At 47.3% G+C, this 16,793-nt stretch carries 10 protein-coding genes; 6 read left to right on the top strand and 4 right to left on the bottom strand.

The window, feature by feature from the left end:
• Positions 1–32: 32 nt before the first annotated feature.
• Positions 33–1,037, bottom strand: a complete 1,005-nt coding sequence (locus PJDR2_RS26080; protein ID WP_015846738.1) for an aldose 1-epimerase — start codon at positions 1,035–1,037, stop codon at positions 33–35.
• Between the two features lie 110 nt (positions 1,038–1,147).
• On the bottom strand, positions 1,148–1,510 hold the full coding sequence (locus tag PJDR2_RS26075; RefSeq protein ID WP_015846737.1) for a LytTR family transcriptional regulator DNA-binding domain-containing protein: 363 nt from the start codon (positions 1,508–1,510) through the stop codon (positions 1,148–1,150).
• A 185-nt stretch (positions 1,511–1,695) separates the two neighbouring features.
• On the opposite strand from PJDR2_RS26075, the gene PJDR2_RS26070 reads away from it, so the two are divergent.
• The 5 genes from PJDR2_RS26070 to PJDR2_RS26050 all read left to right on the top strand — a co-directional run bounded on the left by PJDR2_RS26070 (position 1,696) and on the right by PJDR2_RS26050 (position 13,723).
• Positions 1,696–2,775: a lactonase family protein gene (locus PJDR2_RS26070; RefSeq protein ID WP_015846736.1), complete on the top strand. Its 1,080-nt coding sequence runs from the start codon at positions 1,696–1,698 to the stop codon at positions 2,773–2,775.
• A 28-nt stretch (positions 2,776–2,803) separates the two neighbouring features.
• On the top strand, positions 2,804–4,021 hold the full coding sequence (locus PJDR2_RS26065) for an MFS transporter (RefSeq protein ID WP_015846735.1): 1,218 nt from the start codon (positions 2,804–2,806) through the stop codon (positions 4,019–4,021).
• Positions 4,022–4,200: 179 nt separating this feature from the next.
• Positions 4,201–5,820 (top strand): cellulase family glycosylhydrolase, encoded by a 1,620-nt coding sequence (locus PJDR2_RS26060; protein ID WP_015846734.1) that lies wholly within the window; start codon positions 4,201–4,203, stop codon positions 5,818–5,820.
• A 188-nt stretch (positions 5,821–6,008) separates the two neighbouring features.
• Entirely contained in the window at positions 6,009–7,220 is a 1,212-nt protein-coding gene (locus PJDR2_RS32150; RefSeq protein ID WP_015846733.1) for an S-layer homology domain-containing protein, read from the top strand.
• Entirely contained in the window at positions 7,208–13,723 is a 6,516-nt protein-coding gene (locus PJDR2_RS26050; RefSeq protein ID WP_015846732.1) for a hypothetical protein, read from the top strand. Before PJDR2_RS32150 ends, PJDR2_RS26050 begins: the two co-directional genes overlap by 13 nt.
• Positions 13,724–13,761: 38 nt before the next feature.
• Here PJDR2_RS26050 and PJDR2_RS26045 read toward each other — a convergent pair whose 3' ends face one another.
• Together PJDR2_RS26045 and PJDR2_RS32605 are read right to left on the bottom strand one after the other, a co-directional pair.
• Positions 13,762–14,925: an ROK family transcriptional regulator gene (locus PJDR2_RS26045; RefSeq protein ID WP_015846731.1), complete on the bottom strand. Its 1,164-nt coding sequence runs from the start codon at positions 14,923–14,925 to the stop codon at positions 13,762–13,764.
• A gap of 252 nt (positions 14,926–15,177) precedes the next feature.
• Entirely contained in the window at positions 15,178–15,495 is a 318-nt protein-coding gene (locus tag PJDR2_RS32605; protein WP_015846730.1) for a helix-turn-helix transcriptional regulator, read from the bottom strand.
• Between the two features lie 390 nt (positions 15,496–15,885).
• Between PJDR2_RS32605 and PJDR2_RS26035 the strand changes: the two genes are divergently transcribed.
• Positions 15,886–16,509: an ECF-type sigma factor gene (locus PJDR2_RS26035; protein ID WP_015846729.1), complete on the top strand. Its 624-nt coding sequence runs from the start codon at positions 15,886–15,888 to the stop codon at positions 16,507–16,509.
• The last annotated feature ends 284 nt before the right edge of the window (positions 16,510–16,793 follow it).

The raw sequence follows: 16,793 nt of genomic DNA, 5'->3' as shown, positions 1-16,793 counted from the left end.
GCCCCGGAAGTGCTCCGGGGCTGCTATATTTTTTATTTCACCGATCGCAAGTAGAAACGGCTCGAGTTCTCCCAAATGCCGCCCGGCTCCAGACTGACGAGACCAATCTCATCGGCCGGCAGGTCAACGTTTGGCGCATTAACCAGGTTAAGCTGCGGCTCAGGGCAGAAGAAGCCTTTCGTCGCGTTATTGTTCCATACCATCCATTGCTTGAAGGCCGTACCCGCGTCATAGACGAGAGCAACCTGCTCGCGCGAATCCGTCAGCACCATTTGATTGCGGCCGTTGCGCGGTTCTGCCGTATAGTGGTTGTCCATAGCTTCCCAATAAGTAGGGACGCCTGTTGTTTGAATAGCCTGCTCGCCTTCGGAGAGCGGAAGGAACTGGCCGGTAGGCAGCATACGCTCGCTCATTTCCCAACGCTTGCCGATCGTCATCGTGAAGGAGCAGTCTTCCGGCGTGCTGTTTGGCGCGAATGGCGCGTTAACCGCAGTATGGAAGGCAACCATGCAAGGCATGGCGTCTTGACCTTCATTATGTACGGAAATATGCTGAAGAAGTCCGGTATCGTTCAAGGCGTAACGCAGACGAAGGGTAAACGCATGCGGCAGGTATTCGAAGATCGGATGCTTCTCGTCCACTGACAGCTTCAGGGATACGTAGCTTTCCGTTTTGTTGACGCCGTAGTCTTCAACCGTCCAGACCGCCGTATGGGCAAAGCCGTGAAGATGGTTGCCTGTCTTAGGTTCGTTGATAGGGAATGTATACGTTTTGCCGTTAAAGTCGAAGGTGCCGTCTTCATAACGGTTCGGCGGGAACAATACCGGAATCCCGTGAATGCCGGGGTTCGCTTTAAACGCTTCCATTTCTTGCTCGGCTGGCTCGCGGAGAATATGATAGCCTTTGCTTGTGTCGCGGAATGCGATCAGATTCGCGCCAACGCGAGGAAGTACGGCAGCTTCGTAGGAGCCCCATTGCAGCCATACCGCAGGCTCGCCTTTATATTGTTCCTCAAATGCTTTTCCTTGCGTGCTCATTGATAATGCCTCCTTATAATCAACCTTCCATTAGAATAACAGGATGAACTTGAACAGACAACCGCCGCATTCCAGGGCTGGAATGCGGCGGTTGTCCGTACAGGCAGAGCTTATGGTGTTATGCGCAGTTCGTTGTTAATCGTGCGTTGAGTGAATAGCTGCTGCAGCACGTATTGTTTGCGCCTAGGTACCGGTACTTGCTTCGTCTCGTGATATTCCGAGCCAAAGTATACGACGCCGCCGGCAATGGACTTGATCTTGCCGATATTAATGTAGCAATTCGTATTCACCGGATAGAAACTGCTATTTGCGGTGAGCTGCTGGATCTGTTCGGCAGTCATTCTCTTCTTTATGTTGTAGTTTCTGCCGTGGAAGCTGACTAGACCAAGAGTACCAAGCTTGAAGTAAAGCACATCCGATTCCAGTTCGAAATCCTCGTAGACATTTCGGCCGCTCAGCGTAGTATTCATCATTCCGATTCCCCCTTAGAAATGTGAACTACTGATTTGATAGCGCTTACATTATATCACGCCTATTCATGGTTGAAAAGACATTTTTTTATAGGCAATAGAATGTTTGTTTAAAAGCATTGTGAAGACCGGTGGCATGTGCTATGTTCACTTTACTGTACTCTACCTAAAGAAAGGTTGTTGGGCAAATGAGCAAGAACCAGACTTTTGCGGGCATTTTATACGTTGGCTCTTATGGAGCCGCAGCAGAACCGACAATTCGCGTATGCGCTTTTGACGGCGCCGCGGGCAAGATTTCGGTCAAACAAGAAGTGACTAAGATTCAAAATGCATCCTATCTGGCCGTTGATCCAACTGGCCGTCACCTGTATGCGGTAAGCGAAACGGGGCAGACCGGAGTTGAAGCGGGAGGCTCGGTTGCATCCTTTGCGATTGAAGAAGGAAGCGGGGCGCTCACGGAGCTGAACCGCCAGCTGACCCATGGCGCAGATCCTTGCTACATAACGATTGATTCCGCGAATAACGCTGTTCTGGTTGCGAACTATACCGGAGGCAACGCGGCGCTTCTTCCTATTAATGGAGACGGCACGCTTGCACCGGCATCCTCCATTGTCCGGGAAGAGGCGCCGCTTGGTTCGAACACCGCTCGTCAGGAAGCTCCTCATGCGCATGCCATCGTTGTAAACGGCAATTATGTTTATCTGAATGATCTAGGTACGGACCTGATCCATACCTTCCGAATTGAAGAAGGCAACAAACTTGTGAAGCAAAGCTCCTGCAAGCTTCATTCGGGAGCTGGACCGCGCCATATTGTTTTCCATCAGAGCTTGTCCACGGCTTATGTTATGAACGAATTGGATTCCACCGTTACCTTGCTGAATGTAGCGGCAAGCGGGGAGCTAACGCCTGTTCAGACCGTATCCGCTTTACCGGAAGGCTTCTCCGGCTATAACGATGCGGCAGATATTCATCTGTCGCCATGCGGCCGTTATCTGTACAGCTCGAATCGCGGTCATAACAGTATCGCTGTATTTACAGTTGATCAAGCAGATGGAAGCTTGACGCTGCTGCAGAATGCTTCTTGTGAAGGCGATGCTCCGCGTAACTTCCTCGTGCTGCCGGGTGGCAGCCAACTGCTTGTCGCCAATCAGAAAACAGGCAATATCGTGTTGTTCTCCGTTAACGAAGAGACTGGTCATATCCGCTCGGAAGGTACGATACTCGAAGTACCAAGTCCGGTATGCATTCGTTTGGGTGCTGCCCAGTAAGCTTGGAATATAGAAAGAAGGAATCGGCATGTCCGGCAATTCGGCGAAAATTTCTCCGGCAGTCAAGCTGGGGACGGTATACTCTATTCTTTTTGCTATCAGCTCTGTCCATTTGCTTAATGATGCCATGCAATCGGTCGTATCGGCTCTATTTCCGATTTTCGAGGATTCGCTTGGTTTAAAATTCGGCCAGATCGGTTGGATCGCTTTTACCCTTAATATGACGTCATCGGTCCTGCAGCCTGCGGTAGGTTTATTGTCGGACAAAAAGCCTGCGCCATGGATGCTTCCGGTGGGGATGGCCTGCAGTCTGGTCGGGATGGTAGGCCTGGCTTATGCGCCAAGCTTCTGGATGCTGCTGCTTGCCGTCGTATTTGTAGGTTTTGGTTCGGCGGTCTTCCATCCGGAAGGCTCGCGCGTTGTATTCTTTGCCGCGGGCGAACGCCGCGGCCTTGCGCAATCGATTTATCAGGTCGGAGGCAACTTCGGCCAGGCGCTTGCTCCGTTGATGACGATTTATATTTTTGTTCCGCTTGGTCAACGCGGTGCCGTTCTTGGGACTTTCCTTGCGATAGCCGCCATTTTGGTGCTGCTCCGGGTTGTGCCATGGTATGGAGCGCAGCTCGCCGAGAAGGGTACGCCGGTTAAGAAAAAGGCAGCAGGTGCCGTGCCGGCGGTATCCCCATACAACAAAAAAGTTATCGCATTTGCATTAACTTTGCTGCTTATTCTTGTTTTTGCGCGCTCGTGGTATGCGGCGGGAATTGGAAGCTTTTTCAACTTCTACATGCAGGATAAATACGGGTTGTCTATCAAAGCCGCTCAGGTGCCTCTCTTTATCTTTATGGCGGCAGGCGTGCTGGGGACTTTCTTCGGCGGTATCCTATCGGACCGGTTTGGCCGAAAGCGCATGATGCTGTTCTCGATTGCCGGCTCTGCGCCATTCGCCCTGCTGCTGCCGCATGTATCGCTTGGCTGGATTTATCCGGTTATTTTCGTACTAGGATTTATCCTGCAGTCCGGCTTCTCGGTTAGCGTTGTTTATGCGCAGGAGCTGCTGCCCGGTAAGGTAGGCATGGCATCCGGCTTGATTACGGGTCTTGCCTTTGGCATGGGTGGACTTGGCTCCATTGCGCTTGGTACGGCAGCTGACCATTATGGCATTTTGGATACGATGGTAGCCTGCAGCTTCCTGCCTTTAATCGGATTGTTATCTATTTTGCTTCCGAAGGACCGTAGAGAATAAGGATGACAATAAATTGGCTTCAACTCAAAAATCCGAGTATTGCTTAAGGTGCTTACCCGTTGATAAAGTTGCCTTAACGGCGCTTGCAACCGCTCTAAACCGGCGTGTGCAGGCGCTATTTTTGTTCATACGCTCGCTTGTCTTCGGGAGACATAACAAATCTTATTGGGGGAATGGAGATGGCTGGTCGGTTGGGAGACGTAAACGGATTTGTTAAACGGGCAGGTCAGAAAATCGTAAATGGTGCAGGCGAAGAGATATTGCTGCGCGGTGTCGGATTCGGGAGCTGGCTGCTTCCTGAAGGTTATATGTGGAAGTTCCCGGAAGCGGGTGACCGGCCAAGAAGGATAGAGAAAATGGTACGCGAGCTGATCGGCGAGGAGAAGGCAGCGTTCTTTTGGGAAATCTACTATAATACGTACATTGCCGAAGCGGATATCCGGCGTATTGCGGAGGAAGGCTTCAACTCGGTGCGTTTTCCGATTAACTGGCGTTTCCTGATGGTGGAAGGCACGGAGCAATATAATGAGAAGCATCTCGCGCTGCTGGACCGGGCGATTGGCTGGTGCCGGGAGCATAAGCTATACGTCATTCTTGATTTGCATGGCGCTCCAGGCGGCCAGACCGGTGCCAACATAGACGACTCCGAGAATGATCAGCCCGAGCTGTTCTTAAACGACGATTACAGGAGATTGGCCATCGACATGTGGCGCATGCTGGCGGAACGTTATAAGGATGAATGGATCGTAGCGGGATACGATCTCTTAAACGAGCCTCTGCCGGACTGGAATGCGCAATACAACGACAGGCTGATGCCGCTCTATAAGGAAATGGTACAAGCTATCCGCGAGGTCGATGAGCGGCATATGATTATAATAGAAGGCGCGCATTGGGCGACGGACTGGTCGGTAATTGATGAAGTAATCGACGATAACTTGATGCTGCAATTCCATAAGTATTGGAACAGCCCGGATACGGCAAGCATTCAGAAATTCCTGGACAAGCGCGAAGAGCTGAACCTGCCGATTTATATGGGTGAGGGCGGAGAGAACAATATTGAATGGTACACGGGAGCATTCCGTCTGTATGAGGATCATAATATATCCTGGAACTTCTGGACTTGGAAAAAGCTCAGCACCACCAATTCGCCATGCTCGGTTATTATGCCTGAAGGCTGGGATAAGCTTGTTGCTTACTTGAACGGCGGAGATAAGCCAAGCGCTGAAGAGGCGGAGCAGATCCTGTGGGCGTATTTGGACAATCTCGCGCTTGACCGCTGCATTTACCATCCGCAGGTTGTATGTTCGCTATTGTTCCGGACGACAATTCGGATTCCTGCTATTTTTTACGGTTACTACGGAGAAGGCATCAGCTATGGGGTAGGCGAGCGGACCGTACGGGAGCTGGGCTTCCGTGACGAGGACGGCACAGATATCCGCTTCACGGACAGCGAGCGGGAGACGGCACATTTCCAGCATGGCGGAGGGCAGTCGTGGGAGCCGCAGGATTGGCTGCATGTGCGGTTGGCACCAGGAGATTGGCTGGTATATGAGCTGTTTTTGCCGGAGGCTGCGGAATTAGAGCATATCGTGACGGTACGCGCGAAGGCTATTAAAGGTGAGGGCGTGGCTGTTATTCGAGTGAATAACCATCTGGTAGGCATCTGTGCTTTTACCGGTACGGATTGGCAGGAGACTGCCGCAATCGAACGCGTCATGCTGGCATCTGGCCGCTGCCGCGTAACCATCAAGGCCGAGGGCGGACCTCTTGCTGTCGAATGGGTAAGGCTGGAACGGTAATTAACGGAAACATTTGACAAAAAATGATAGATTACGATATTATAGAAATAATTTTTGAGCGAAGCACGCCAAAAGCCTTACGGGTTTTTTGCGTGCTTTTTCTCTATCCAAAATTGCGAATATGGGGGAAGCAGGCAAGAAACAGAGGCGTAATAGGCGCTTAAAAATCATAGGGGAGATGATAGATTGTGAGAAAAACATGGGTTTCTGTTGTATTAGCCGGTGTCGTCACGGCAGGGAGTTTGATTGGGTTAGGAATAACCGGTAACGAGCGGAGTGTCGAGGCAGCGGCAAAACCTACGTTTAAGGATATCGACGGACATTGGGCGGAATCGTCTATTGAAACGGCTGTGCAAGCCGGGGTACTCAACGGTTACCCGGATGGATCTTTTAAGCCAAATAACACAATTACTCGGGCAGAACTGCTCAAAGTTATGACCATGACTTTCAAAATCGAAGTGGGCACTGGCGGCTCCAATTGGTATGCGCCTTATCAGACTGCACTGTCCAAGGCGGGCATTTATTTGGATGGCGATTATCCGGGCAATCTGAACAATCCTGCTACGCGCAATGAAATGGCGAAGTTAGCGGTACGGGGCGAGTACGCGGAATATCGCGGGAAAAAGTTAAGCGCGGCGGAATTGATGTTCCGCGCGGTGAACAAGGGGATTTTGTCCCGTTCCGGGACGAAAGCGGAGACGATTAACACCGAAGGCACAACAACCCGCGCAGAGGCAGCGGTGCTCGTGACAAGGCTGTTGAAGCTGGCAAACGGCGGTAAATTGACGGTTGACCAAGGGGCATCCAGTGCTGCTGAGATTGCTTGGCATCGTCATAATATGATTACGATGTTTGATCAGAATGATTTGGTGAAGCTTCCTTATTCCGTGGATATTAGCAAGAAGTATAACGTGACGATTGATAAGTTGATTGTTTTGGATCCTGCGGATACAAAAGGATACTATGCGGAGTATTTGAAGGGGGCTACGTATTATCCCGTTAATAAATCTGAAAAGCCAAGTGATGGCTATGTATTTGCTTATAAAATTATCGGGAAAAGTTTAGTAGCAGACGGATCGGGCATTTCGATGAGTAGTAGTTTTGTTACATATATAGAGGGAAGTACAGGAGGGACGATAGATCTTGCTCCACAATATATGTATGAGGATGGAGAATTAATCGAAAGAGAGGGTCTATTCTATAACAATAAGTACTTTGGTTTTAATAAGGTTAATAGTTTAGCCCATAATTATAAATTTGATTTAGTTCCAAAACAGTATCTAAGAGATCAAATTGAAAAATATGGTGGATTTCCAATCCATCTCGTTAAATACAATGTTGCATTTGGAAGTGGAGAACAAATCTATTTGACGGATGTGAAGGATAAATGGGCTCAATAAAAAGATTATTACCTCAGATCCTTGTCCTGGCATTATTTTTGAGTCTATTTAATTTTCATACTGTTATAAGTGGAGCCTCTGCAACAAACATAACTAAAACACAATCTATTTCATTCAAGGCTAGTGAAAAATATAATGCCAATTCTTCACTTTCAAATATTCCAATAGATCTAATAATACCGTCAGGGTACAAAGCTAAAACATATCAATTATGGATGATGGTTGCCGATAGTAATGGCAAAACAAAGCTAACTCAGCAATTAGCCGAATCAATTGCTGAAAACAAGCTTACTTTAAATAAGGTTAACGGTACAAAAATTAAAGTTACTGCAGACGGTATTCCATCAGATATGTATGTAGTAATAAACCGAAGATCTAATGGTAAACAGTGGGTTATCGAAGGGAACGGAGTTGGGCCATATAATGTAACACCTAGATCGGGAGACCCTTGTTGGAATGGAAATCTTTCTACATGTCCAGGACTCTTGCCAGCAAAAGATGATAATGGATTAACGATTAACGAAAAACTTAAAACAAGTGACGGTTGGATTAGAGCCATAAGTGATGGAGTGGATGGACCTGTTTATTTTACTTCTCAAATTGACGGATCAAGTGTTTATAAAACGGGATTAATCCAAACTTCTATCACTGTAACGAAGGCCTTACCAATAGGTAGAGCGCAACATAGAGTAGAAGATAAAGGTAAGGGGACAACAGGGAAAGGTATGTTAACTGTTGCGATCCCCTCTGTAAAAGGTTCATTTATTGAAGATACCAACTGTTCAGGATGTTCAGGGAATGCAATTTCAAGACAATATCCAATGCAAACAGCTCTAGAGTGGGCCGCAGAAACCTACTACTACGAAGGCGAAGTCCGAGTCACTTACGAACCTATCCCACCGGTTAATACACCAACGGTCTCCTGCGATTGTTCAGCAGAACCGGACACCATCACCTTAGCTGATAATGATATCCCAGTCACAGCTACGCTGACTGCCTCTCTTTCAGGAAAAGGCACTAAAACCGTCAAGAACTGGACGGTCTATGGCCGCGCCGATGATGGCAGCCAATACACGACTTCAACCGTCGGGTATGGCTTGGATAAGATTGAGCAGAATTTCAGCTTTACCATATCGAAGACCAAGTTAGATGGCATTGATAGTTATACAGAAACGTGGGTCATGCGTGCCCGAGTAAACTTCACAGACGGTACGACAGCTGAACAGCCGATAGAGTGTACAACTACGGTTGCGAGGCCGGGTGCCGCCACGCCGGATCCGGGAGGTACACCAACACCGCCGCCGGCTCCGCCAGTTACTGCTGATATTGAGTTTATACCGAATACCATTATTACAGGTGATCAATCAACGCTGGATAACAATTCCGATGGATATACGTCCATGAGTTGGACGTTCTCTAACAACTTGCAAGAAGTTATAAGGGATGATAGTCAGTATCGCTATCCTAACTTAAAGTTCGATAAACCAGGATTTTATCAAGCAAAAATAATGGTTACCAACGGCACCGAGACGAGATGGGATACAGCTTCCCTGCAAGTATTGGATCCAAAACCGGTTGCAGTAGTCACAGGTCCAACAAAGGTTATTCAAGGAAGAGATTTCGCAAATATTTTCCACTTGTATAATTCGTACACACCGCTTTCCGAGCGTGGGGTTACCGTTGATTTTACGAAGAATCAGACGCGCTACAAAAAGGTTGAAAATTCTGAATATACGAATGGCTGGCCATCCAAGGGCCCAACAACTCTTGGTAATTACTCCGTAGAAGGCAAGGTTTTTGATTCACAGGGACGAGAGAGTGACTGGGGCTCTCATATCTTTGAAGTTGTTCCCGATCAGCCGCCGATTGTAAGCATTATGGCTCCGGAACAGACTTATCGGTTTAATGAATCCATGATTTACATTGATGCCGAAAGTGTGGATGGCGACACGCTGACAAGCATGAAAATCGAAGAGCGCTACGATCATGATAATGATGGGAACTACGAAGAAGAGTCTTGGACAACCTTATATACCGGCTCATTCAAGGATACTTATCCTGTCACTTATTTGAGTGTTGGGAAGCGACAATATCGGGCGAGCGTTACCGAGGATTACGGACTATCGGCTACTTCAGAAATTGCAGCGACAAATGTCCTTAACTATGCTCCTTTTGTAGATTTTGATGTATCTGGCCTGACGCAGCAACCGAATCAAGGGGATGACAGCGCACCTGAAGATTTATATTATACAGGTGAATCCATCATGCGCTCGTGGAAGCTAATCCAGCCTTACTCAACAAACGCCAACAAATCGATTGGCTGGAAAACAAATAGCGGTGCACTGCAAACCAAGAAAGCCAAGATGGCTGACTTTTTTATTAAGTATCCCAATATGGGGTTAGGTGCAAATAGCCGCTCTATGTATGAAGTAGCCGCCGATCTAACCAAGTTGCCTGTATGGGGATTGCCCAAAAATGCTGTTGCTGTCCCCTACATTTATGCGGGTCATCGCCTCTACTCACGCGAAGGAGAGGAAATGGTAGAACGCAGTGCGAAAAATGGTGCGGAGATTAGCCGGTTTTCTATGTCTGCAGCAAGCGGTTTAACCTATTTAGGTGCAGATAAAAATGAGAATTTTTATTTCGGGGCATGGGTAGGTGACTCATCGAAAGCAACAACCTATGAGGTCAAAAAAATTAACAATCTTGGCCAACTTTCTGCCAGCTATACAATACCGATATCAACAGGTATTTCTTACGTGATGTATTTCGAGGTTTCGGATGACGGCCAAAATCTCTATATGGCCTACCGTGCAAGGGCGGGGTCCGCTCAGGAATACTGGAATGTACATGCTGTAAAATACTCCGTTTTGGATAAGTCTGTGAAGTGGGATGTTAAAACAAATGATATTCGATATAGCCCTACCTTTCTGCAGAATTATAAAGGGGTAATTGACTCGGACGGTGATCTCTATTTAACATGGGCCACCCAAACCACTTACGATGGTTATGAGATCTATGCCATGGCGGTTAATGGGAATACAGGGGTTATGGGCTATGGATCAAGAGGGGCTAGTAATTCCGATATCTCCTATATGACAGCGACGACTGAATATGATCGTGGCGGCACGGATAAATGGAAGACTCTTTATTTCAATGTATCGGGGTATATTCAGTACTCTAGTGGCGGAAGCAATATGAATACGACTATGTATGGATATCAATGGAACAAAACAACAGGGGCTCTTTCTCAAATCTTCTATCAAACCAGCCCAGATCCTACGCAGTATGGCCTTGAATATTGGGAAACCTGTAAAACGTGGTGTGACACGATGAGTTGGGAAGATAGCTGGGGCGTAGGCACTCCGATTATTTATCCAAATGGTAATGTATATGCAACAGCTCGTTACCAAGCCGCAGAATATTACTTCGACCAGTATTTACAACAGATCAAACCAAAGGCAAGCGGAAATCTGATTGCAAATACAAAGGCCTTTTTAATGCCAAGTGGGAATATTGCCTATCCAACGAATGGGGCCTTTGCAGATTATACAAATGGGATCTACAAGCCTTATGCTTCTATTGTTGTAAATGGAAGGGCTCCTATTGATCCCTATAATAACACCAAAGGTAGCATGAATTATTACAATGAAGTTACGGATACGAGTTATACGTGGACGAGTTCTTTCTTAAAAGATCCAACATTAAATACGAGCATATTACCAGATGGATCTTTTTATGGATTTTCTGCGCCAGGAACAGCTTCTGGAGTTCAATATGTCTTTCCGTTTGTACCTGCAAGCGGCAGCGGCGATTATCCGAAAGTAGTCGACGATAATACCGTTGAAGTCGTTGACGCAACGTGGGCGGGATTATGGTACGATCCGGCAACTAAACTGAAGAACGATCGACTCTCCTTCAACGCAGCCGTAAATGATTCAGGTAACGATAAGCCAATTGGCGCAGCGATCCATATCCAGGACGGAAAGAATATGTACGCAGCCGAGTGGACCAAGGAAAAGCTTACTTTATTTAAAGTCGCAGCGGGTACGAAAACAGTTCTGCAATCGGTAGATTATCCACGATCACCGTTTGTAACGTATCCCTTCGAGCTTGAAGCCAGTAACGGCACATTGCGCGTCTACATTAACCATGCCAAATTAATTGAAATTTCAGACATTACGTATAAGCAAGGTTCGGTAGGCATCCTGTCTCTTGGTCAGCAGCAAGCTAAGTTTAGTGATGTAAAGGTCAAGAATTATGGTGATTATTATGTGGAAGAAACCCATCAATCCGTTCTGGTGGGAGAAGAGATCAAGTACGATACGATTTTTGATGATATCGAAAAAGATCCGGAATTAGCCGAAGAGTGGAGCTACCAGCATGATCCGAATTATTTTGCCAACCCGCTTGGGGTGAGTGCATTTGACGGGAAAACCTTCGAGGTTAAGCTTCCAACATTGGATAAGCCAGGCCTCTACAAGATCACGTATAAGGCAAAAGATAGTCCCGGCATGGAAGAATATGAGGCATGGTCGGAACCGGTAACCAAGGAGTTGTACGTGCACCGCCGTCCAATTGCGCGGCCTGATGTCCGATTCACGGGTATTGTTTACCCCGAAGGGGAGACGCTTGATTACGCTACATTTGATACTTCCTATGATCCGGATATCCCGGATTACTTGGCGGACAGAAAGTTTCGGACCAGATGGGCCGATGAAACGGCATGGATCACCGGAAAGAGGGAGCTCTATACCCGCCCTGGCGTGGAGCTCATTATTCAAGAGCAAGTGCAGGATGGCTTTGGCGTATGGTCTTACTGGGTGGAGACTCGCGTATTCAAGGAAGCGCTCCCGGCTGCAAATCAACATAGGCCGCAGATGATTATCGCCTATCCGGGAGGCACTTTGACTAGCCCGACTCTGCTTGGAGGAGAGCCAGTCTTGCGATGGACGTACAGCGATGCCGATCGTGATCCGCAAGAGAAGTTCTATCTGAAGGTCTCCTATGTTGATAATGGAGCAGCCATTATGGAAGGGACATTCCCAGGCGACGATACCTCGTTTATTCTTGATGAGGGAATCAAGCAGGGACGAAAAGTAAAAGTGCAAGGCCGCGTCTATTCCAAAGGGTATTGGTCGGATGACAGCAATATCGTATATTTCATTCTGAACACGCCGCCAGTGACGCATCTGTTGTCTTTTAACGGGGCAAAGGCTTCTGAACCTATCTATACGAATAATAATCGACCGCTGCTAAAAGTATCCGTTACCGATGTTGATGGCCAACCGGTGTCAAAGGTTGATTACGAGATCTTTTACAATGCAAGTTCAGAGCTTGTTATAGACACAAATAGCGCAGTTAGCGCAACCTCCTACACAACTACAGCATTACAGGAAGGACTTCATAACTGGAGGGCGAGAGCAAGCGACAGCTTTGCTTGGGGCGGTTATTCGGAGAATGGCTATTTCTTTGTAGATACCGTTCCGCCTGACGATACGAACGAGCAGCTAGAGATTAAGCCTACATCGGTAAAAGTTGCGTTTAATCCGTTTAGCGATGCGGCACCGTCATCCGGTCATGCATCGAGAGCACTTTATATGCAAAAAGTGAATGATGACGGTTCAACGACGAACATTGATTTAAACAATAACGGAACCGCGGAATACAGCATTCCGCTCTCAAATGGAACAACCAGTTACACGGTAGGAGGGCTGCTAGCTGGTGCGAAGTATCGGCTGATGGTGGTAGATTGGGACATAGCGGGGAATATGGGCCAATACGAGTATATTTATTTCACAACTAACCGCCCGCCAACCGCGGATTTCGACTGGTCGCCAAAGCCGGTATTCGAAGGAGATACGGTGGTGTTTACGACTGCCGCATCTGATCCGGATAACAATGATCTGGCTATAACCTATAAGCTGACCAGTCCAACAGGCTTAACCAGCACCTTCAGCTACAGCTTCAAAACACCTTATCCGTCTTCAGGACCAACCTTACGCATGACGGAAACAGGAGATTGGTCGATGCTTCTCACGGTCAGCGACGGTATAGAAACCGTGCAGTCCGAGAAAAAAGTAAAGGTACTAGCGCTTGGATTAACGGGTTACTTGAAGCATACCGAGCAGTGGGATGAGAAACGCAAGGAATTCAACAAGAAGCAGAGCGGCAGAGAGGATTCGCCGCGGGGGTATAACGTATTCTGGGCGGGTGAGAAGTTCCTGTTGTCAGCTTCAACAACAAACACCGGAACGGCAACAAAAGCAGAACGAGTCGAAGTTGCGATGAAAAGTTATTCCGCATCGTTAACGTCTTCGAACAGCTCCCGTTCCAGCTGGCAAGGCGATCTGTGGGAGGCTTCTTTCTCAGATTTCAAGAAAGGGCCGCTAATCTTCGAGTTCACGGCATATTACAATAATGGCATGGTGAAGCGGGATACCGTGACGGTGCAGATTGAAGGCAATGTCTACGATATCGTAGGCGTTCATAGGGTGAAATAATACAAAAAGGCTGCCCATTCGAGGGCAGCCTTTCTTCGTTATCCGGTTTTGATTTTCGTGAAAAACTTGCTGATCGCATAATACGCGGCGCCTCGTACGGCCGACTGATCCTGCAGCTCTGCGAAAAGAATCCGAAGCCGCTCGCGATGGTAAGGCAATGTCCGGCGGGTAACGGAGGATTGCACCGCTTCCTCAAGCCATGTTTTTGCCCGGCTCATGCGATTGCCGATGATCACAACGTCGGGGTTGAACACATTGACGATGTTCGAAATACCCGCCCCCATGTACTCGCCAATCTTATAGAATAACGCTCGAACCTCTTCGTTGCCAGCTTCAGCTGCGTCAAGCAGATCCTCTAAACTATCGAAGCCAAGCGGAGCAGCTTGTTCAAGCAGCGCATTTTCGGAAGCATAAAGCTCCCAGCAGCCTTCATTGCCGCATCGGCAAGGCTTGCCGTTATATTCAATGGACAGATGCCCAAGCTCGCCGGAGAATCCGGTAGCTCCTTTATATAATTCTTTATTAAGAATGATGCCCGTACCGATACCAATCCCGACGCTGACATAGATCTGATGGGCGATGCCGCGGCCAATTCCGTATTTCTGCTCGCCTTGCGCGCCAGCGTTTGCTTCATTATCTATTGTAACCGGCAGCTGGAATTGTTCCTCCAGCATTTGCTGAAGCTCGACATGCCGCCATTCCAGGTTCGGGGCAAACAGGATAGAGCCCTGATCATCCACGATTCCCGGCACGCCAATGCCGATTCCCACGATTCCATACGGACTAGCAGGCGCTTTGCCAATTAGTTCTTCTATACATTGAACCAGTTCCTTCAGGGTAAACTCAAGCTGATGCTTCTTGAGGCTTCGCTTACGCTCGGCAATTACATTGCCTTCAAGGTCGGCAAGCACCCCGCGAATATAGTTAACGCCAAGATCGATTCCAACGGCATATCCGGCCTTCCCATTAAATAAGAGCATAACCGGCTTACGTCCGCCGCTTGATTCCCCGGGACCAATCTCTACCACAAGATCACTGTCGATCAAATCTTGAACCAAATTGGAGACAGTTGCTTTGTTCAGCCCCGTAAGCTCGGAAATTTGCGCCCGCGAGAGGGGGGCTTGTTTCAGCACGGCTTCCAGCACGATGGATGTATTTATTTTTTTAATAAGGGTCAAATCGCCTGTCGTAGTTACTTTCAACTGCAATTGCCTCCGTCCATGTCGTCCATTCAGCCTATTGTATCAGAATTTCCCCGTGTATGGCTGTAGTAAACATATTAACACAAAAACTTAGTTTGTTTAATAGACAAACTAAGGATGGGAGAAATGAAGGCGTAGATGCGGATTTGCGATTCGTCCATCGTTGGACAAACAGTAATGAGGTTATTAAACGATGCAGGGGAGAAAAAGGGGAAAGCCTGTTTGAGGTAAATTTGAGTTCAAACCTACCTCTTATTTATGTTGACGCTTCGACAGGATAAAGCGTTTAAAAGCATTGATTTCATTTAATTCTTCCTCGGTCCAATCCTCGCCGTTTGTTTCTTCTTGTTTAGGAAGAAACTTAAGATCCATTCCATTTTCTTCAATGAGATTACTTTTCTTGAGTCCAAATCTGTTCGCGATCTTCTCGATTGCGCCCATGCGAGGCTCTTTCAGGCCTGTTTCCCAAGCGGAAACAGCTTTATTCGTAACACCTGCAATATCAGCGAGATCCTGCTGCGTTAGGTCGTATTTATCACGTAGCTTTTTTAAATTTGCGCTGATACTCAACGTAATCACTCCATACTTGTTATAAGGTAATTGTACAAAAAAAGATCCATTAAAATCAACTTAAAGATAGACAAAAATGCATTTATAACGTTGACAATCTACTTTAAGAAGAATATTATGGAAACAACTTAGGCATACGAGAGGATGATGCAATTTGTAAAAGGAATATCGCTGAAAGGAAGATATTTTTTTGATTAACAATCTACTTTAAGTAGATAAATCAACTAATGGTAGATGATTGGTGGCTTAACCGTTAAAGCAGGGACTGCCTCGGGGTAGGAGCCAAGACAGTCTTAAGGCAAATCTAATTATTGATAGTATAGCAAATATTGCGAGATATGAAAGGTTCTAATCAAATATATATTAGGCCCGGCAAAGGAGAAATTGGAGATGAATGAAAAAACGGCGGAAGAAAAACAAGTTATTCATCAATTAAATAGATATAAGCAAATTCAGGCTAGAATCCAGGTTCTTGATCATTATCCGATCGGAGCGGGTTTGACGATGAGACGGCTTCATCAGGACGATAAGCTGCAGGCTTTGCATCAGAGTTTGAGGGGAATGCCAAGTTATAAGTACTTATCGAAACACGAACAGAAATTGGAAAGAGCGGCAAACGCCTATTTGTCCAAACAACGGACTGGTCTCAAAAGCCAGCTTGCCGAGATTCCAAAGGAAGCGGAAAACGAAGAGGACGAGATGCTTCTGGCTGAGCTGCGCGGGAAAATCAAGAAAGTTATCGCCGCACGGGGATACGATGTTACGAGAAATGATTTTGACGCGGTTCTTGATCGCATAACCGAGCTGCAGTATTTGCAGGAGGAGCTTGGTCAGATTGACACCATCCTGATGGCGCTCGAGTGCTATAAACCGAATTTATCCAAACTTCTTCGCTTGAGGTATGTGGAGGGAGAGTCGGTTGAAGAAACGATCTGCCTTCTGGGTATTGTGGAACGGACGTATAAACGATGGAGAAAGCAGGCCATTGAGCAGTATATTATTCTTTCCGCTTAAACTTGTCCCTAAAGTTGTCCCCTTGCATGTACTGTTTTGGCAAGTCAACCCATGCTAATATGATAGTATCAAACGAAATGTTAACCAGTAGCCAGCCGCCCCCCCAGGGCGGCTTTTTACTTGGATGCCAGGCTGCGGACAATAGTTCCGCAGCCTTTTATCGTAGGCTAACATTATCGGATGATGGAGGGGGAGGGTGATGCCATATGCGCTAACCAGCGGTTTGAGTGAAAATTGAATTGGCTTGATTGGGCAAAGTTTTGCGAAGGCGCAAGGCTTTTTTT

This window comes from Paenibacillus sp. JDR-2 (assembly GCF_000023585.1).
Classification (GTDB): Bacteria; Bacillota; Bacilli; order Paenibacillales; family Paenibacillaceae; genus Pristimantibacillus.
This window is presented reverse-complemented; position numbering and strand designations above follow the sequence as displayed.